This is a genomic window from Streptomyces hamibioticus (assembly GCF_047946815.1).
Classification (GTDB): domain Bacteria; phylum Actinomycetota; class Actinomycetes; order Streptomycetales; family Streptomycetaceae; genus Streptomyces.
The window spans coordinates 1,788,413-1,807,119 of sequence record NZ_JBKKQY010000001.1; the positions used below are offsets into that span (position 1 = coordinate 1,788,413).

General features: G+C 72.0%; 14 protein-coding genes and 3 pseudogenes. 6 read left to right on the plus strand and 11 right to left on the minus strand.

From position 1 onward, the window contains the following. Positions 1-163 precede the first annotated feature (163 nt). The 4 genes and pseudogenes from ACLGIH_RS08005 (at position 164) to ACLGIH_RS08020 (ending at position 4,230) form a co-directional block, all read left to right on the plus strand. Positions 164-1,459 (plus strand): MDR/SDR family oxidoreductase, encoded by a 1,296-nt coding sequence (locus tag ACLGIH_RS08005; RefSeq protein ID WP_416524534.1) that lies wholly within the window; start codon positions 164-166, stop codon positions 1,457-1,459. A 119-nt stretch (positions 1,460-1,578) separates the two neighbouring features. After that, positions 1,579-2,529: pseudogene (locus ACLGIH_RS08010) on the plus strand (IS481 family transposase); the annotation flags it as partial. Positions 2,530-2,685: 156 nt separating this feature from the next. Then, a pseudogene (locus ACLGIH_RS08015) lies at positions 2,686-2,958 on the plus strand (acyl carrier protein); the annotation flags it as partial. Positions 2,959-3,123: 165 nt separating this feature from the next. Then, positions 3,124-4,230 carry a geranylgeranyl reductase family protein gene (locus ACLGIH_RS08020; protein ID WP_416529313.1) on the plus strand — a complete coding sequence of 369 codons (1,107 nt, stop codon included), beginning with the start codon at positions 3,124-3,126 and terminating at the stop codon, positions 4,228-4,230. A 205-nt stretch (positions 4,231-4,435) separates the two neighbouring features. On the opposite strand, the gene ACLGIH_RS08025 is transcribed toward ACLGIH_RS08020, so the two are convergent. The 3 genes from ACLGIH_RS08025 to ACLGIH_RS08035 form a co-directional block, all read right to left on the minus strand. Beyond that, entirely contained in the window at positions 4,436-5,269 is an 834-nt protein-coding gene (locus ACLGIH_RS08025; RefSeq protein WP_416524535.1) for an SDR family NAD(P)-dependent oxidoreductase, read from the minus strand. 139 nt (positions 5,270-5,408) lie between these two features. Further along, entirely contained in the window at positions 5,409-6,776 is a 1,368-nt protein-coding gene (locus ACLGIH_RS08030; protein ID WP_416524536.1) for a class I SAM-dependent RNA methyltransferase, read from the minus strand. Between the two features lie 52 nt (positions 6,777-6,828). Then, positions 6,829-8,877, minus strand: a complete 2,049-nt coding sequence (locus ACLGIH_RS08035) for an APC family permease (protein WP_416524537.1) — start codon at positions 8,875-8,877, stop codon at positions 6,829-6,831. A gap of 586 nt (positions 8,878-9,463) precedes the next feature. Between ACLGIH_RS08035 and ACLGIH_RS08040 the strand changes: the two genes are divergently transcribed. Both ACLGIH_RS08040 and ACLGIH_RS08045 read left to right on the plus strand, forming a co-directional pair. Next, positions 9,464-10,135, plus strand: a complete 672-nt coding sequence (locus ACLGIH_RS08040) for a potassium channel family protein (RefSeq protein WP_416524538.1) — start codon at positions 9,464-9,466, stop codon at positions 10,133-10,135. Beyond that, complete coding sequence (locus ACLGIH_RS08045) at positions 10,135-10,812, plus strand: potassium channel family protein (RefSeq protein ID WP_416524539.1); 678 nt, start codon at positions 10,135-10,137, stop codon at positions 10,810-10,812. Before ACLGIH_RS08040 ends, ACLGIH_RS08045 begins: the two co-directional genes overlap by 1 nt. 161 nt (positions 10,813-10,973) lie before the next feature. On the opposite strand, the gene ACLGIH_RS08050 is transcribed toward ACLGIH_RS08045, so the two are convergent. From ACLGIH_RS08050 to ACLGIH_RS08085, 8 genes and pseudogenes are all read right to left on the minus strand, one after another. Further along, the gene (locus tag ACLGIH_RS08050; protein ID WP_416524540.1) at positions 10,974-11,807 is read right to left on the minus strand and encodes a DUF3159 domain-containing protein; all 834 of its coding nucleotides are present in this window, start codon (positions 11,805-11,807) and stop codon (positions 10,974-10,976) included. 3 nt (positions 11,808-11,810) lie between these two features. Continuing rightward, positions 11,811-12,209, minus strand: a complete 399-nt coding sequence (locus ACLGIH_RS08055; protein WP_416524541.1) for an OB-fold nucleic acid binding domain-containing protein — start codon at positions 12,207-12,209, stop codon at positions 11,811-11,813. 62 nt (positions 12,210-12,271) lie between these two features. Further along, positions 12,272-12,955, minus strand: coding sequence for a response regulator (locus tag ACLGIH_RS08060; protein ID WP_416524542.1), 684 nt, complete (start codon positions 12,953-12,955; stop codon positions 12,272-12,274). Positions 12,956-13,143: 188 nt separating this feature from the next. After that, positions 13,144-15,691 (minus strand): annotated as a pseudogene (locus ACLGIH_RS08065) (ATP-binding protein); the annotation flags it as partial. Between the two features lie 125 nt (positions 15,692-15,816). Continuing rightward, positions 15,817-16,509, minus strand: coding sequence for an ABC transporter ATP-binding protein (locus ACLGIH_RS08070; RefSeq protein ID WP_416524543.1), 693 nt, complete (start codon positions 16,507-16,509; stop codon positions 15,817-15,819). Between the two features lie 257 nt (positions 16,510-16,766). Continuing rightward, entirely contained in the window at positions 16,767-17,519 is a 753-nt protein-coding gene (locus ACLGIH_RS08075) for a DUF3710 domain-containing protein (protein WP_416524544.1), read from the minus strand. 1 nt (position 17,520) lies between these two features. Then, complete coding sequence (dut, locus tag ACLGIH_RS08080; protein ID WP_416524545.1) at positions 17,521-18,072, minus strand: dUTP diphosphatase; 552 nt, start codon at positions 18,070-18,072, stop codon at positions 17,521-17,523. Beyond that, positions 18,069-18,653: a PaaI family thioesterase gene (locus ACLGIH_RS08085; RefSeq protein ID WP_416524546.1), complete on the minus strand. Its 585-nt coding sequence runs from the start codon at positions 18,651-18,653 to the stop codon at positions 18,069-18,071. The genes dut and ACLGIH_RS08085 overlap by 4 nt, the downstream gene beginning before the upstream one ends. Positions 18,654-18,707 lie beyond the last annotated feature (54 nt).

Below are 18,707 nucleotides of genomic sequence, written 5' to 3' on the forward strand. Positions count from 1 at the left end.
GGGCCCAGTCGGCCGTCATGTCCTCCTTCGCGACCGTCCGCGCCGGCTGCCTCCTGCCGGTGCCGGCCGCGGTGAGCACGCAGGACGCCGCGGCACTGCCGTGCGCCTACCTGACCGCCTGGTACGCCCTGCGGCACCTGGCCCGGCTCCGCCCGGGGAGAAAGTGCTCATCCACTCGGCGAGCGGGGGCACCGGTCTGGCCGCGCTGCACCTCGCGCGGGCCTGCGGCGCGGAGGTCTGGGCCACCGCGGGCAGCGAGGCCAAGCGGGCGTACCTGCGCGACCTGGGCGTCGCGCACGTCATGGACTCCCGCACCCTGGACTTCGCCGACCAGGTGCGCGACCTCACCGGGGGCCGCGGCGTGGACGTCGTACTCAACTCCCTCACCGGTCCGGCGCAGTCGGCGAGTCTGGACCTGCTGGCCCACCGGGGCCGGTTCCTCGAACTCGGCAAGCGGGACATCTACGCCAACACCCGCCTCGGGCTGCTGCCCTTCCGGCGCAACGTCACCTTCGCCGGCATCGACGTGCTGATGATGATGCAGCAGGACCCGGAACTGCTCGCCGAGGGCTACCGGGACCTGGCCGGGATGCTCGCGGACGGCACCCTGCCGCTGCTGCCCGTCACCGAACACCCCGTCACCGAGGCGGCGTCGGCCTTCCACACCATGGCCTCCGCCCGGCACACCGGCAAACTCGTCCTCACCTGGCCCGCCGAGGGCACCGACACCCTGCCCGTGCGGCCCGAGGACGTCCCCGTCGTACGGTCCGACGGGAGCTACCTGGTCAGCGGCGGCCTCGGCGGACTGGGGCTCCTGGTCGCCCGGTGGCTGGCCGAACGGGGCGCCGCGGCCGTCGTGCTCACCTCCCGCGGCGCACCCACTCCGGCCGCCCGCGCAACCCTCGACGCCATCACCGACGGCTTCGGCACCCGCGTCGAGATCGTGAGAGGGGACCTCGCCGAGCCGGGCGTCGCCGACACCCTCGTGCGGGCCGCCCTGGACACCGGCCACCCGCTGCGCGGCATCGTCCACGCGGCGGCCGTCGTCGAGGACGCCACCGTCGCCAACCTCTCCCCCGGCCTCCTGGAGAAGGTCTGGCGGCCCAAGGCGACCGGGGCCTGGCTGCTCCACCACGCCACGGTCGGCCAGGAGCTGGACTGGTGGGTCACCTTCTCCTCCGCCGCCTCCCTGCTGGGCAACCCCGGACAGGGCGCCTACGCGGCCGCCAACGCCTGGCTGGACGAGTTCACCTCCTGGCGCCGGGCCCAGGGGCTGCCGGCCACCTGCGTCAACTGGGGGCCGTGGGCGGAGGTCGGCCGCGGCACCGGGATGGCGGAACGCGGCTACGCCATGATCGCGCCCGCGGAGGGCATCGCCGCCCTGGAGCGCATCCTCGCCCACGACCGCGACCGCACCGCCTACACACCCGTCGACATGGCACGGTGGCTGGAGTCCTAGCTGTTCTGTCCGGGGAGGTTGTGGACGGGTGAGCCAGGTCTCGGCTGAGGGATCTTGAACAGGTGAGGGCCTTCCGGTTCGGTGTGGATTGCGACGTCTACACCAACAGAAAGGCCCTCGTGCCCCACCGTAATGCACCCCTGACCGAGACTGGACGGCTGCGTCTGGCCCGCTGCGTGGTCGAGGACGGCTGGACTCTTCGCCGGGCCGCTGAACGCTTCCAGGTCTCGCCCACCACCGCTCAGCGGTGGGCCGACCGCTACCGGGCGTCCGGCGAGGCCGGGATGAGTGATGTGTCCTCCCGCCCGCACACGAGCCCGCGCCGCACCCCGACCCGCACCGAGCGGCGCATCATCAAGGTCCGCGTGCTGCGCCGGTGGGGCCCGGCTCGCATCGCGCACCTGCTGCACCTGGTGCCCTCGACCGTGCATCGGGTCCTGACCCGCTACGGCCTGGCCCGCCTCGCCCATCTGGACCGGGCAACGGGCCGTGTCATACGCCGCTACGAACGCGACAAGCCCGGCGAGCTGGTCCACGTCGACATCAAGAAGCTGGGCAACATCCCCGACGGCGGCGGCCACAAGGTCCTCGGCCGCCAGGCCGGTCGTGCCAAACGGTCCAGCGTCGGCTACAGCTACCTGCACACCGCCGTCGACGACCACTCCCGCCTGGCCTACAGCGAGATACACACCGACGAGAAGAAGGAGACCGCCACCGGCTTCTGGCAGCGGGCCCAGACCTTCTTCGCACAGGCGGGAATCAGCGTCGAGCGGGTCCTGACCGACAACGGCTCCTGCTACCGCTCCCGTGCCTGGCGCGACGCGCTGGCAGCGGCCGGGATCACCCACAAGCGAACCCGGCCTTACCGGCCCCAGACCAACGGCAAGGTCGAACGCTTCAACCGCACCCTGCTCGACGAGTGGGCCTACGCCCGCCCCTACCAGTCAGAGCAGGAAAGACGTGACGCCTTCCCCAGCTGGCTGCACACCTACAATCACCACCGCGGACACACCGCGCTCAAGGGCCAGCCACCCGCCAGCCGCGTCCCCAACCTCACAGGGCAATACACCTATCCCGCCACCGCCCGCACCGCCTTCTTCGCCGAGCTGGCCGCCTCGGCGGCGGGCGCGGACTCCGCCGGCCCCCGCAGCGCCCTGCTGGAAACCCTGCGGGAGACGGACTGCCCCCAGCAGCGTCAGCAGATCCTCCAGCCCCAGGTCGTCGAGCACATCGCCGCAGTGCTGCGGCTGGGCACCGACCGGTTCGACGCCAACACGTCACTGGTCACCCTGGGCCTGGACTCCCTCATGGCCATCGCCCTGCGCAACCGCCTGCAACGCGAACTGGCCCTGGACATCCCCACCACGGTGATGTGGACCCACCCGACGGCCACCGCGCTCACCCGCTACCTCCTGGCCCGCCTCGCCCCCGGACAGGGGCAGGACGACGCGCGCCCCGGCGCGGAACCGGCCGCCGCCTCGTCGGCCGCCTCCGACTGACGTACCCGCCACCCTTTTCGCCCGACCGCTAGGTGACCCTCGTATGCCCCCTCCCTCCACCCCCGCCCGTACGCCCGGCACCTGGGACGTGATCGTCGTCGGTGCGGCCCGGCCGGCGCCACCGCCGCCCGGGTCGCCGCCGAGCAGGGCTGTCGGACACTGCTGCTGGAGCGTGCCGCCATCCCCCGCTACAAGACCTGCGGCGGCGGCCTCATCGGAGCGTCCCTCGCCGCCCTGCCCCCCGGCCTGCCGCTGAAGGTGTACGACACCGCCCGGCAGTTCACCTTCACCCTCAACGGCCGCAGAGAACGCACGCTCACCTCCGGTTCCCCGACCATCGCCCTCGTCTACCGCAGCGAACTCGACGCGGCGCTGACCGAGGCCGCCGCGCTGGCGGGGGCGACGGTCCGGGACGGCACCGCACTGACCGCCCTGGAGCAACAGGGCGGCACCGTCACGGTGAAGACCAACCACGGCGACACCCTCCGCGCCCGGGCCGTCGTCGGCGCCGACGGCAGCGCCAGCAGGGTCGCCCGGTACGTAGGGGTGCGGTGCGCCCAGGTCGACCTCGCCCTGGAGGCCGAAGTGCCGGTCGGCGAACGGACGGCAGACCGGTGGCGGGGCCGTGTCCTGATGGAGTGGGGCCCGCTGCCGGGCTCCTTCGGCTGGGTCTTCCCCAAGGGGGACGTCTGCACCGCCGGAGTGGTGGCCGCCCGCGGCAACCCCGCCGCCCTCCGCGCCTACAAGGAGGACTTCCTCACCCGCCACGGACTTCGCGGCCCACGCCCCCTCCACGACACCGGCCACCTGACCCGGTGCCGCACCCCTGACTCCCCGCTGACCCGGGGGCGCGTGCTCGTCGCCGGTGACGCCGCAGCACTCGTCGACCACTGGTCCCGGGAAGGCATCTCCTACGCGCTGCGCTCGGGCGACCTCGCGGGGCACGCCGCCGCCCGTCTCGTCACCGCCGCCGGCGAGGCGGACGCGAACACCGCCGCCGCCCACTACGGACGGCAGGTCGACGACGTCCTCGGCGTCGAGATGCGCGCCAGTGGCACGCTGATGAACCTCTTCGCCCGCAACCCCGGCCTCGTCCACACCGCGCTGACCCGCCTGCCCCCGGCGTGGCGCCGTCTCGACGCCTACATCGCCGGCCGCACCAGCGTGGCCGGGATCATGTCCACGCCCATGGTGCGCGGCGCCACCGCGCTGGCCATCCGGCTCCCCCTGGGCCCCGCGCGAACACGTTCCGGCGAACCGCTGCCCCGCTGAGACAGCCGACGCGGCCGGCCTCCGGCGGGTATGCCCGCCGGAGGCCTACCGCTGTCCTTCTGCCCTCACCGCCGGCGCCGCGGGGCGCCCGGGAGTCCGTGGCGGACGCACTGCCGTGTCACCACCAGCCCGCTCCGGCCCGGCGACCCTGACCCACCGCGAGTAATAGGCACTGACGGCAGAAGGGTTGTGGGTCCAGCGGTGTTCATCGAGGAGGGTCGGACACGTCGTCGCGGCGTGGCGCGACATGGAAGTCGAACGCGAGCGTCCCGGGGTCCAGGGCCGTCGCCCCGCCGTCGACGGTGAGCACGGCGCCATTCACATACGACGCGGCCGGGGACAGCAACCAGCCGACGGCCTCCGCGATCTCCCCCGGCTCACCCGGCCGACCCAGGGGAAGAAGTCTGGTCACCTCTTCGTAGGCCTCCTCCACGCCATCTCCCCGCAGGTCCGCTTCCGCGGCGAAGCGCGCCATGCGGCGGTCGGCCATCTCGCTTCTCACCCAGCTCGGACACACGATGTTGGCCCGCACGCCCCGACGCCCGTAGTCGACGGCGACGGAACGGCACAGCTGGAGCAAGGCTGCCTTGGACGTGGCGTAGGGGACGTTGCTCGTGCCGTTGCGCAGCGCGGACACCGAAGCGACAGCGACCACCGCCCCGCTCGTCTCCAGCAAGTGCGGGATCGCCGCGCGCAGGAGAAGCAGCGGGCCGGTGACGTTGGTGCGCATCACCTCGTCCCAGTCCTCCAACGACAGGTCGCCGACGGTCCCACCACGCCCGATGCCCGCGTTGAGCACAAGTCCGTCGAGTCGCCCATACGCGGCCAGGGCTGCTCGGACGAGGCTGCCGGCGGCCTCGGGGTCCCTCACATCGGACGGATGCGCGAGCACTCCGGCCTCTTGTTCGAGGCGTCGCAGCGGCTCGCTCCGCCGGCCGGAGACGACCACGTGGTGACCTCCCTCGCGCAGCAGCCGGGCGGTGGCCTCCCCAATGCCCGTGCCTCCACCGGTCACGATGACGACTCGCTTGTCCGACACTGCTGTTCCGGCTCCTTCGGGATCGCAGGAGCAACCAAGCCTAGGACCCACTGATCCCTTGCTGACGACTTCGAGCCAAGAAGGCCGTCGCGCCCTGCGCGGCGGACGAAGACGTCACACGCACGCGCAGAACCGCAGTTCAGGAGTTCTCTGTGACCGGTTCGAGGATGGCGACACACTCCACGTGATGCGTCATCGGAAACAGATCGAACACCCGCAACGTCCGCACCCGGTACCCCCCGTCCGCGAAGTACGCCACATCCCGTGCCAACGCCGCCGGATCGCAGGCCACGTACGCGATCCGGCGGGCGCCCAGGGACGCCAGGTGCTCCACCGTCTTCCGGCCCGCCCCCGCCCGCGGCGGGTCCAGGACGATCAGGTCGACCTCCGTGATCCCCGTACGCGGCAGGACCGACTCCACCTTGCCCTGCTCGATACGGACCCGGTCGAAGTCGGCGAGGTTGTGCCGGGCGTCCTCGACCGCCCGCTTGCCGGACTCGATGCCGAGCACCGCGCCCTGGTCGCCGACCCGGTCGGCCAGCGCGCCCGCGAAGAGGCCCACGCCGCAGTACAGGTCGAGGCACATGTCGCCCTTGCGGGGCAGCAGGCCCTGCATGACCGCCGTGACGAGGGTGTCCGCGGCCTTCGGGTGCACCTGCCAGAAGCCGCCGCCGCCCACCCGGTGGGTACGGCCGTCCGCGCGCTCGCGGACGAAGGGGCGGCCGTGGACGCGGTGGACGCCGCCGTCCTTCTCCCCCACCCGCATGACGGACACCGGGCGGTCCAGTTCGACCAGCGGCAGCCTGGCGCCCGGACGCGGGGTCAGGATCACCTGACGGTCCTGCGAGCCGCTCGCCGCGATCGCCTCGACGGACTCCATGCCCGTCCAGTCGTGCTTCTCGATGCCCAGCTCGCTGACGCCCTCGGCGGCGATCAGGCAGTGGTCGATCGGCTCGACCTCGTGCGAGCGGTGCCGGCGCAGGCCCGCGTGGCCCTCGGCGTCCACCGCGTACTGCATCCGCGTGCGCCACTGCGGCACCTGGCCGGCGGGCAGCTTGTCGCCCTCGGCCGGCATCACCGTGCCGTCCCAGCCGGCCTCCTCGGGCGTGAGGCCCGCGAGCCGCTGGAGCTGTTCGGCGACGACCTCGCCCTTCAGCCGCCGCTGGGCGCCCGGCTTGGCGTGCTGCCAGTCGCAGCCGCCGCAGCGGCCGGGGCCGGAGAAGGGGCAGGGGGCCTCGATGCGGTCCTTGGACGGCTGAAGGATCTCGACCGCGTCGGCCCGGAGGAAGCGGGCGCCCTCCTCGCCCTCCGTGACCCGCGCCACCACCCGCTCGCCGGGCAGTGTGTGCCGGACGAACAGCACCTGGCCCTCGGGCGTGCGGGCGATGCAGTGGCCACCGTGGGCGACGGGGCCGATCTCGACCTCGTACTCCTCCCCCACGAGCGATCCCGCCGGCGACTCACCCACGAGCGCTTCCGCCGGCGTCTTGTTCTCTTCTGCCTGCATGGCGGGGTGACTCCAAAGGTGGGGGGACAGCGATCGGCAACAGCCCACCAGTCTACGTCGACTGCGAGGACTCCTTCGGCCGCTCCTGGGCCGGGCCGCGGCGCACCGCACCGGGCGCGTTCCACTCCTGCTGCTTGCGGGCCCGCCGCTTGGCCACCTCCGAGGACTGCAGCTGGTAGGGCACCGAGGTCACCATGATGCCCGGCGTGAACAGCAGCCTGCCCTTGAGCCTGAGCGCGCTCTGGTTGTGCAGCAGATGCTCGTACCAGTGGCCCACCACGTACTCGGGGATGATCACCGACACGGCGTCGCGCGGCGACTCCTTGCGCAGGCTCTTGACGTACTCGATGACCGGCCGCGTGATCTCGCGGTAGGGCGAGTCCAGCACCTTCAGCGGTACGTCGATGCCGCGCCGTTCCCACTCCTCGCGCAGCGCCTTGGTCTCCGCCGGGTCGACGTTGACGCTGAGCGCCTCCAGCGTGTCCGAACGCATCAGCTTGGCGTAGGCGAGGGCGCGCAGGGTCGGGCGGTGGATCTTGGAGATGAGGACGACCGAGTGGACCCTGGAGGGACGGACCATGTCGTCACTGGGGCCTTCGGGCGCCGCGATCTCCTCGGCCACCCGGTCGTAGTGGCGGCGGATCGCGGTCATCGTCGCGAAGAAGATGCACATGCCGAGCAGGGCGACCCAGGCGCCGTGCGTGAACTTCGTGACCAGGACGACGACCAGCACCAGGCCGGTGAAGAAGGCACCGAAGGCGTTGATGGCCCGGGAGCGGATCATGCGGCGGCGCCTGGCGCGGTCCTTCTCGGTGCGCAGATGGCGGTTCCAGTGGCGGACCATGCCGGTCTGGCTGAGCGTGAAGGACACGAACACGCCGACGATGTAGAGCTGGATCAGCCGGGTGGAGTCGGCGCCGTAGACCCACACCAGCAGTATGGCCGCGCCGGCCAGCAGCACGATGCCGTTGGAGAAGGCCAGGCGGTCACCGCGGGTGTGCAGCTGGCGGGGCAGGTAGCGGTCCTGGGCGAGGATCGAACCGAGCAGCGGGAAGCCGTTGTACGCGGTGTTCGCGGCGAGGAACAGCACCAGCGCGGTGGCCGCGGCCAGCAGGATGAACAGGAAGCTGCCATTGCCGAAGACCGCCTCGGCGACCTGGGAGATCACCGGGTGCTGCACGTAGTCGGCACCGACCGGGACACCGTCGCGGACCAGGTCGACGGCCGGGTTCTCCGCCATGCGGACGTCGGTGGCCATGGCCAGCCCGATGATGCCGCAGAACATGGTGACCGCGAGCAGGCCCATCAGCGCCAGCGTCGTCGCGGCGTTCCGGGACTTCGGCTTGCGGAAGGCGGGGACGCCGTTGGAGATCGCCTCGACGCCGGTGAGCGCGGCACAGCCGGAAGAGAAGGCGCGCAGCAGCAGGAAGAGCAGGGCGAAGCCGGCCAGGCCCTGGTGCTCGGGCTTGATCTCGAGCTCCGCGGTGGGGGCGTGCATCTCGTCGCCGAGCACGATCCCGCGGAACGCCCCCCACGCGATCATGGTGAAGACGCCGGCGACGAAGATGTACGTCGGGATCGCGAAGAGGGTGCCCGACTCCTTCACTCCGCGCAGGTTCATCAACGTGAGCAGCAGGATCACGGCGATCGCGCAGAAGACCTTGTGCTCGACGACGAAGGGGATCGCGGAGCCGAGGTTCTCGATGCCCGAGGAGATGGACACGGCGACGGTCAGGACGTAGTCGACCAGCAGTGCGCTCGCCACCGTCAGGCCCGCCTTGGAGCCGAGGTTGGTGTTGGCCACCTCGTAGTCGCCGCCGCCGCTCGGGTAGGCGTGCACGTTCTGCCGGTAGGAGGCCACCACGGTGAACATCAGCACGACGACCGCGGCCGCGATCCAGGGGCTGAAGTGGTACGCCGACAGGCCCGCGATGGACAGGACCAGCAGCACCTCGCCGGGCGCGTACGCCACGGAGGACAGCGGGTCGGAGGCGAAGACGGGAAGTGCGACGCGCTTCGGCAGGAGCGTTTCCCCCAGCCGGTCACTGCGCAGTGCGCGCCCGATGAGAATCCGTTTGGGCACGTCGGTCAGTTTGGACACAACAGAGGATCGTAAGCCTTCGAACGGGCGGTCGCCCACCTGCCACCCCCGACCCGCCCGGCCTCTGCCCTCCGGGTGAATTCGCCGGGCGGTGCGGCTGCGGATTGCGCTGGTGACGGGATTGGCATGCCTATATGACCGAACCCGTCCGTATCCCGCCGTCGTCGCTCCCGGAGGTCCCATGCCAGCGCCCGCAGAGCTGATCGGTGCCGCCGCCGCGCTCGTCGGCCTCGCAGTCCTGACCCTCGCCAGCGTCCGCAGCATCGGCCGCCGCCGGTCGTCCGCCGGGAACTGAGCCACGACGGGAACCGGTCCGGGCCCGGGTCCGTCTTCCGGGGGCCGGACCCGCTCCGCGATCAGGACCGTCGGCTCCGCCCGCGCCCAACCGATACGTTTGACCCGGGTCGTCGGCGACGGCACCCCGCCCCCGTCCGGGGTCACGACGAGTGATTACCCGCATGATGGTGCCTGGCGGTCCGTACCGGTCCGCACAGGGACCGCGGTTGCGGTCCGGCGAGCCGAGAGAGAGACATGAGCACGAGATTCACGAAGGTCAGCGGGTCTGTGGGAAGCGCGGTGTGACGCGATGCATATTGTCATCATGGGTTGCGGACGAGTGGGGTCCGCTCTCGCCCAGACCCTGGAACAGCAGGGTCACACGGTCGCCGTGATCGACCAGGACCCGACCGCCTTCCGCCGCCTGGGCTCCTCGTTCGGCGGTCGCCGGGTCACCGGCATCGGCTTCGACCAGGACACGCTGCGGGAGGCGGGCGTCGAGGAGGCCGGCGCCTTCGCCGCCGTCTCCAGCGGTGACAACTCCAACATCATCGCCGCGCGCGTGGCCCGCGAGATGTTCGGCGTGGAGAACGTGGCCGCCCGGATCTACGACCCCCGCCGCGCCGAGGTCTACCAGCGGCTCGGCATCCCCACCGTCGCGACCGTCCGCTGGACGGCCGACCAGATGCTGCGCCGCCTGCTGCCCTCGGGTGCCGAGCCGCTGTGGCGCGACCCCACCGGCGGCGTCCAGCTCGCCGAGGTCCACACGGCGGCCTCCTGGGTCGGTCACAAGATCAGCCGGCTCCAGGAGGAGACCGGCGTGCGGGTGGCGTTCCTGACCCGGCTCGGGGAGGCGATCCTGCCGACCTCGCAGACGGTGCTGCAGGAAGGCGACCTGGTGCACGTGATGATGCGGGTCGACGAGGTCGACAAGGTCGAGGCGGCGTTCGCCAAGGGTCCCGAAGAGGAGGGCGGTCACTGATGAGGGTCGCCATTGCCGGAGCCGGTGCGGTCGGCCGCTCGATCGCGGGCGAGCTGCTGGAGAACGGGCACGAGGTGCTGCTCATCGACAAGGCACCGACCGCCATCTCGGTCGAGCGCGTCCCGCAGGCGGAGTGGCTGCTCGCCGACGCCTGCGAGATCACGTCCCTGGACGAGGCGGCGCTCCAGCGCTGCAACGTGGTGATCGCCGCGACGGGCGACGACAAGGTCAACCTGGTGGTCTCCCTGCTGGCCAAGACCGAGTACGGCGTTCCGCGCGTCGTGGCCCGGGTGAACAACCCCAAGAACGAGTGGCTGTTCAACGAGGCCTGGGGCGTGGACGTCGCCGTCTCCACCCCGCGTCTGATGTCGGCCCTGGTCGAGGAGGCGGTGAGCGTCGGCGACCTGGTCCGGCTGCTGCGCTTCAGCCACGGCGACGCCAACCTCGTGGAGCTGACGCTGCCGGAGGAGTCGGCGCTGGCCGGCACCCAGGTCGGCGACGTCGACTGGCCGCGGGACACCTCGCTGGTCACCATCATCCGCGGCACCCGGGTCCTGGCGCCGACCCCGGAGGACTCCCTGGAGGCGGGCGACGAACTGCTCTTCGTCGCGGCCCAGGCCCGCGAGGAGCAGCTGGAGGACCTGCTGTCGGCCCGCCGGGACACCGCCGGGAGCTGATCGCCGCACGTCCCGTACGACGGTGGGGGCGCCCCGGGATCCCGGGGCGCCCCCACCGTCGTACGGGACGTCATGCGTATCGGATGTCATGCGCCGGGACTCATGGCCGTACGGCCGTCACCGCACCGCCGTCACGCGCACCGTCCTCACGCGCACCGTCCTCACGCCTTGCGGTGCCTGCCGCCGTGGGAGTCCGCCGCGTCGTCCTCGCCGTCCGTGAGGCGGCGGAGCGTGTCGTCCACGGCGGGTTCCATGACCTCGCCGAAGATCTCCGCGGTGCGCCGCCGCTCCGTCTCCTCCCGCTCCTTCTCCGCCTTCTCCGCCGCCTCCATCTCCGCGAACACGTCGATCGGGGCGGGCGCCTTGGCCAGGAACAGCCAGGTCAGCCAGACGGCGAGCAGGAACGGCGGGATCTTCAGGGTGACCAGGACCCAGCCGAGCTGCTCGGTGTCCGCCCACCAGTACAGGGGGAAGAGGATCGCGCACTTGGCGAGCAGGATCGCGCCCCAGGCGTAGCTGGCCTTGGCGTACGCCTTCTTGCGGCCCGGGTTGCGGGTGCGCCAGGAGAGGTTCTCCTTGAAGACCGGGCCGAGGATCAGGCCGATCAGCGGCACTCCGGCCAGCGTGGTGATGATGTACGCCAGTCCGAGGCCCAGCGTGTAGAGCATGCCGGGGAGATAGAAGTTCTTGGCGTTGTCGGTCATCATCGCGAAGACGACACCGAAGGCGACACCGAAGACGCCGCTGAATGCGTGCTTGACGGTGTCCTTCATCACCAGCCGGACCACCACCAGCACCAGCGAGACGGCCAGCGCCGCGATCGCCGACAGGTGGAGGTCGCTGTTGATCGTGTAGATCGTGACGAAGAGCAGGCCCGGCAGGACCGTCTCGATCATGCCCCGCACGCCGCCGAAGGCTTCGAAGAGGGCGGCCTCCGTCACCGCCCGCGAGTCGTCCGCTTTCGTCTCTTCGGTCGGCTTGTCGAGGGACGTCACCGGCTACTCCCGTCCGAGGGGTCGTAGTTCGTACTTGGGGTTGAACAGCACCCGGCGGCCCTGGCTCATCGAGATCCGGCCGGATGCGATGAGCCTGCGCCCCGGCTCTATGCCCACGATGGAGCGCCTGCCCAGCCACACCACGTCCAAGGCGGCGGAGCCGTCGAACAGCTCGGCCTCCAGGGCGGGCACGCCCGCGCGCGGACGCAGGGTGACGGTGCGCAAGGTACCAGTAACCGAGACGATCTGCCGGTCCTGACAGTCGCAGATGCGGGTGCAGCCGGCGGTGTCGGCGTCCTCCCGCAGTTCCTCGGACTCCAGATCCTCCTGGGAGGAGGAGAGCCGGTCGAACATGCGCCGGAACCGGCCCGCCGGCTTGCCGGAACGAGGGACACCACTCATATGTGAAGCGTACCGGGGTGCACCGATCGTCAGGCACCCCCTCGGGACCGGTATCGCAAGGGTCACTTCTCGAACCGGTAACCCATTCCGGGCTCCGTGAGGAAATGCCGGGGATGCGACGGGTCCGCCTCCAGTTTGCGGCGCAGCTGGGCCATGTAGACCCGCAGGTAGTTGGTCTCCGTGCCGTACGAGGGGCCCCACACCTCCTGGAGCAGCTGCTTCTGGCCGACCAGGCGGCCGGTGTTGCGCACCAGCACCTCCAGCAGATGCCACTCGGTGGGGGTCAGCCGGACGTCCTTCCCGCCCCGGTTGACCTTCTTCGCGGCCAGGTCGACGGTGAAGTCCGCGGTCTCCACGAGAGCGTCCTCCTCGCCGCCGGGCACCGGCTCGGCCCGGCGGACGGCCGCCCGCAGCCGGGCCAGCAGCTCGTCCATGCCGAAGGGCTTGGTGACGTAGTCGTCGGCGCCCGCGTCCAGCGCCTGGACCTTCTCGTCGGAGGAGTGCCGGGCGGACAGCACCAGGATCGGCACCCGGGTCCAGCCGCGCAGACCCTTGATCACCTCGATGCCGTCCATGTCGGGCAGGCCCAGGTCGAGCACCACCACGTCGGGGTGACGGGCCACGGCCAGCCGGAGGGCGGTGGCGCCGTCGTGCGCGGCGTCGACCTCGTAGTGGCGTGCCTTGAGGTTGATCACGAGGGCGCGCACGATCTGCGGCTCGTCGTCGATCACGAGCACCCGGGTCATCGGGCAGCCTGCCTTTCTGCTGTGGTGGAACGATGCGGCTCCGCTGTCGTGGAACGATGCGGCTCCGCTGTCGTGGAACGATGCGGCTCCGCTGTCGTGGAACGATGCGGCTCCGCTGTCGTGGAACGATGCGGCTCCGCTGTCGTGGAACGATGCGGCTCCGCTGTCGTGGAACGATGCGGCTCCGCTGTCGTGGAGCGGTGCGGCTCCGCTGTCGTGGCTTGGCGCGGCGGCGCGGGCGCTCCCGCGGCGCGGAGGGTGAGGACCATGGTGAGGCCCGCCACCGGGCGTGTCCTCGGCCTCCAGGGTGCCGCCCATGGCCTCGGCGAACCCGCGCGCGACGGCCAGGCCGAGGCCGACGCCGGAGCCGCGCGGGGCGTCGCCGTAGCGCTGGAAGGGTTCGAAGATGCGGTCCTTGACCCCGTCCGGCACGCCCGGCCCCCGGTCCACGACCCGCACCTCGACCCGGTCGGCGAGGGCGCTGGCGGCGACCAGGACGCGCTCGCCGGGGGGACTGTACTTGACGGCGTTCTCCACCAGGTTGGCCATCGACCGCTCCAGGAGCCCCGCGTCCACGGCGACCATGGGCAGCGACTCGGGGACGTCCAGCTCCACGCCCGCCTCGGGCACCCCGCCGAGCGCCATCGGCACCACCTCGTCGAGGTCGATCCCGCGGATCAGCGGCGTGACCGTGCCGGTCTGCAGCCGGGACATGTCGAGCAGGTTGCCGACCAGGTGGTCGAGCCGGTCCGCGCCCTCCTCGATGCCCTCCAGCAGCTCCGCCCGGTCCTGCTCGGACCAGTCCACGTCGTCGGAGCGGAGGCTGGTGACCGCGGCCTTGATCCCGGCCAGCGGGGTGCGCAGATCGTGGCTGACGGCGGCGAGCAGGGCCGTGCGGATGCGGTTGCCCTCGGCCAGCGCGCGGGCCCGGTCGGCCTCCTCGCGCAACCGCCGGCGGTCCAGCACGACGGCGGCCTGGGCGGCGAACGCGGCCAGCACCCGGCGGTCCTCGGCGGGCAGCACCCGGCCGGCCAGCGCGAGCGCCATGTGGTCCCCGACCGGCACGTCCACATCGGCGTCCTCCGGCCGCCGCACCGGCGGGCCGGTGCCCGAGCGTCCGGCGCAGCTCCAGGGCGCGACGTCGTCCGCCCGCTCCAGCAGGGCGGCCGACTCCATGCCGAACGTCTCGCGCACCCGTTCCAGCAGCGCCTCCAGGCTGGTCTCGCCGCGCAGCACGTCGCCGGCCAGGAAGGAGAGGATCTCCGACTCGGCGCGCAGCCGGGCCGCCTGGTGGGTGCGGCGGGCCGCGACGTCGACGACGGAGGCGACGGAGACCGCGACGCCCACGAAGATCGCCAGCGCCGGCATGTTCCTGGGGTCGGAGATCGTGATGCGGTCGAGCGGCGGGGTGAAGAACCAGTTCAGCAGCAGGGAGCCGACGGCGGCGGAGGCGAGTGCCGGGTAGAGCCCGCCGAGCAGGGCCGCGGCGACCGTGAGCGTCAGGTAGAGCAACACGTCGTTGGCGAGCCCGAGGTGGACGCTGTTCAGCACCAGGGTCAGCAGCAGCGGGCCGGCCAGGCCCGTGATCCAGCCGGCGGCGATCCGCGCCGGCCCCAGCCGGGTGCTCCGGGAGACGGGCAGTCCGCGTCCCTTGGCGGCCTCTTCATGGGTGACGATGTGCACGTCGAGGTCGGGACCCGACTCGCGGGCCACGGTGGCGCCGACGCCGGGGCCGAAGACGTACTGCCAGGTCTTGCGGCGGGAGGTGCCGAGGACGACCTGGGTGGCGTTGACGCCGCGCGCGAAGTCCAGCAGCGCGGCAGGTATGTCGTCGCCGAGGACGTGGTGGAAGGTGCCTCCGAGGTCCTCCACCAGGGTGCGCTGCACCGCGAGTTCCTTCGGGGAGGCGGACGTCAGTCCGTCGCTGCGGGCGATGTAGACGGCGAGCACCTCGCCGCCGGCGCCCTTCTCGGCGAGCCGGGCGGCCCGGCGTATCAGGGTGCGGCCCTCGGGGCCGCCGGTCAGTCCGACGACGATCCGCTCCCGCGAGCCCCAGATCCGTGACACCCGGTGCTCACTGCGGTACCGCTTCAGGTGTTCGTCGACCCGGTCCGCCACCCACAGCAGCGCCAGCTCACGCAGGGCCGTGAGGTTGCCGGGGCGGAAGTGGTTCGACAGCGCCGCGTCGATCTTGTCCGGCCGGTAGATGTTGCCGTGCGCCATACGCCGTCGCAGGGCCTGCGGGGACATGTCCACCAGTTCGATCTGGTCCGCGCGCCGGACCACCTCGTCCGGCACGGTCTCCCGCTGCCGTACGCCCGTGATCGACTCCACGACGTCACCGAGCGACTCCACGTGCTGGATGTCGACGGTCGAGATCACCTCGATCCCGGCGGCCAGCAGTTCCTCCACGTCCTGCCAGCGCTTGGCGTTGCGGGTGCCGGAGACGTTGGTGTGGGCGAGTTCGTCGACGAGCGCGACCCTGGGGCGGCGGGCCATCACCGCGTCCAGGTCCATCTCGGTGAGGACCGCCCCGCGGTACTCCCGCTCCCGGCGCGGCACCTGCTCCAGGCCGCGCAGCAGTGCCTCGGTACGCGGCCGGCCGTGGTGTTCCACGAACGCCACGACGCAGTCCGTACCGCGCTCGACGCGGCGGTGGGCCTCGGCGAGCATGGCGTAGGTCTTGCCCACGCCCGGCGCCGCGCCGAGGTAGATCCGAAGCTTGCCGCGTCCCATGGCCTCACTGTCTTCCGGTCAACCACCGCCTTCGCAGCGTCGACCTTACGGCCGGGAATCCCGGCACATGTGCGTCGGATCCGGCCCGGGTACGGTCCTTGACGCAACTCTGACGCCGCTCGCGGTCACTGCTCGACGATCTGCCCGTCGCGCAGTTCCAGCACCCGGTCGGCCAGGTCGAGCAGGGTCGCGTCGTGCGTGGCGACCAGGGCGGTGACCTGCTCGCCGCGGACGACGGCCCGCAGCAGCTCCATCACCGCGTGCCCGGTCTCCGCGTCCAGCTGGCCGGTCGGCTCGTCGGCGATGAGCAGCGCGGGGTTGTTGGCGAGGGCGCGGGCGAAGGCGACCCGCTGCTGCTGGCCGCCCGACAGCTCGCCGGGCCGCTGGGCGGCGTGGCCGGCGAGGCCGACCAGGGACAGCAGCAGGCCGACGCGCTCCTCGCGCTCGCGCGGCTCCGCCCGGCGCAACCGCAGCGGTACGCCCACGTTCTCGGCGGCGGTGAGGATCGGGATGAGCCCGAAGGACTGGAAGACGAAGCCGATCCGGTCGCGCCGCAGCGCCAGCAGCCCGTCCTCGTCCAGCCCGGCCAGCTCCACGCCGTCGATCACGACGCGCCCGGCGTCCGGGGTGTCCAGGCCGCCGACGACGTTCAGGAGCGTGGTCTTGCCCGACCCCGAGCGGCCCTTGAGGGCGACCAGTTCCCCGCGGGGCACCTCGAAGGAGACACCGCGCAGCGCGTGGACGGCGGCCTCGCCGCGGCCGTAGGACCTGTGCACGTCCTCGACGCGCAGCATGGTCTCCGTGATCACCTCTGGCATACGCCCTCCCCCGCCGGAACCGGGCGTCAGTATCCCCACCGGACGGCCGGTCGATCAACGGTCCGGCGGGACGTCCGGCAGGGCTTCGCCGGGTGGCGCGGTCGGTGCGGAGCGCAGAGCCACGCCATGCCCGGGGCGGGGCCCGGCCCGGTTCCGCGCATGACAAAAGGGCCGTGCCCCTGGTGCGGGGCCCGGCCCTTCTCTCGACCGTACGCGTACGGTCGTCGTCCGGTCGTACGGCTGCGGTGGTACAGCCGTTACCGGACCTCGGTGGTCTCCGGGCCGCGCTGGAGTCGGGTCATGCCGCCGGAGAAGCGGGAGCCCTCCTCCTGCTGGACGCTCTCGGGGACCATCTGCGCGTCGTTCGGCAGCTTCAGGACGATCGGGTCGCGGGGCGCCATCGGCCCCTCGCCGCGGACCACGACCGTGTCCCGGAAGATCTGCTCCAGCAGACCGGCCGCCTCCGGCTGCACCGCGCCCTGGCCGGAGATCACCCCGCGCAGGAACCAGCGGGGGCCGTCGACCCCGACGAAGCGCACGACCTGGAAGCCGCCCGTGCCGTCCGGCAGCTGCACCGGCACCTGGGCGCGCAGCTCCCAGCCCAGCGGCCCTTCGACCTCGTCGATGATGCCACCCTGCTGGGTGATGCCGGACGCGATCTCCTCGCGCACCTCGGACCAGATGCCCTCACGCTTGGGCGCGGCGAAGGCCTGGAGCTGGATGGCGCTGTCGCGCAGCACGACGGTCGCCGCGACGATCGCGTCGCCCGCGACCTCGACCCGCAGTTCCATCCCGTCGACACCCGGCACGAACATGCCGCCCAGGTCCACCCGGCCCTCGGCCGGGTCCCGGACCTCGGTGCTGTCCCAGGGCCCGTCGGGGCGCGGTTCGGGTTCGAGCCGAACCCGCCCGGACTCCTCGTCCGCCTCGGTGTCGACGCTGTCGACGACCTGCTCGGCCTCGCCGGCCGCGTCCTCGGCGGCACCCTTCCTCTTGCGACGTCCGAACACGTCACTGTCCTTCCCGGTCGGATACGACCGAAGCGTATCGATTCCCACCCGTCGGGCCGCCGTCGGCGACCTGACCGCTTGTGCCGCTTGCAGGGTCCGTCCCGGCGTGGCCGCCGGTGGACCCGAAGCCCCCCTCGGCCCGTGCCGAGTCGGGAAGCTCCGCGACCTCGCGGAAGCGGACCCTCTCGACCTGCTGGACGACCAGTTGGGCGATCCGGTCGAAGCGCTCGAACCGCACGGCCTCGCGCGGGTCGAGATTCACCACGATCACCTTGATCTCCCCACGGTACCCGGCATCAATCGTCCCTGGGGCATTCACGAGAGCGACACCGCAGCGGGCGGCGAGACCGGAGCGCGGGTGCACGAAGGCCGCGTACCCCTCCGGGAGCGCCACAGACACGCCCGTGGGCAGAACGGCCCGCTCGCCGGGGCCGAGTTCGCAGGCGACCGTGGTGCGCAGGTCCGCGCCCGCGTCGCCGGGGTGCGCGTACGTCGGAAGGGGTACGTCGGGGTCGATGCGCCGGAGCAGGAGGTCGAGGGGAGCGCGGCTCACGGGTTCACCTCGAAGGCGCGGGCACGGCGGATCTGGTCCGGGTCGTCCATGGCGGCGCGGATCTCCTCCTCGCGGCCGTGGCTGACGAAGTGCTCGACCTTGACCTCGATGAAGAGGGCGTCGGCGCGGACGGCTACGGGGCCGTCGGGGCCGCCGATCCGGCCGGTGGCGGTGGAGTAGATCTTGCGTCCGGCGACCGCGGTCACCTCGGCCGCCAGGTGCAGGGTGGTGCCCACGGGGACGGGCCGCAGGAAGTCGGTCTCCAGCCGTCCGGTGACGGCGATCGTCCGCAGTAGCCAGTTCAGCGAGCCGAGGGTCTCGTCCAGTGCGGTGGCCAGCACGCCGCCGTGCGCGAGGCCGGGGGCGCCCTGGTGGGCGGGCTGCACGGTGAACTCGGCGGTGATCGACACTCCTTCGCCGGCCCGCGCCTGGAGGTGCAGTCCGTGGAGCTGGTCGTCACCGCAGCCGAAGCACCGGCCGTAGTGGGCGCCGAGCAGCTCGCCGGGGGCGGGCGCGTCGGGGTGCCGCACGGGACGGACCGCGTCGGCTGGGGGCTGAAGGGCTGCGGAAGTACCACTCACAGGCGCAGACCTTACCCGCGCGTCGGCATCCTGCGGGCACCGTGCCAAGCTTGG

Excerpts from the sequence above, each read along its gene's own strand:
- ACLGIH_RS08060 (WP_416524542.1), bottom strand. The coding sequence starts at position 12,955 with ATGACCCGGGTGCTCGTGATCGACGACGAGCCGCAGATCGTGCGCGCC.
- ACLGIH_RS08070 (WP_416524543.1), bottom strand. The coding sequence starts at position 16,509 with ATGCCAGAGGTGATCACGGAGACCATGCTGCGCGTCGAGGACGTGCAC.
- ACLGIH_RS08055 (WP_416524541.1), bottom strand. The coding sequence starts at position 12,209 with ATGAGTGGTGTCCCTCGTTCCGGCAAGCCGGCGGGCCGGTTCCGGCGC.
- ACLGIH_RS08045 (WP_416524539.1), top strand. The coding sequence starts at position 10,135 with ATGAGGGTCGCCATTGCCGGAGCCGGTGCGGTCGGCCGCTCGATCGCG.
- ACLGIH_RS08030 (WP_416524536.1), bottom strand. The coding sequence starts at position 6,776 with ATGCAGGCAGAAGAGAACAAGACGCCGGCGGAAGCGCTCGTGGGTGAG.
- ACLGIH_RS08040 (WP_416524538.1), top strand. The coding sequence starts at position 9,464 with ATGCATATTGTCATCATGGGTTGCGGACGAGTGGGGTCCGCTCTCGCC.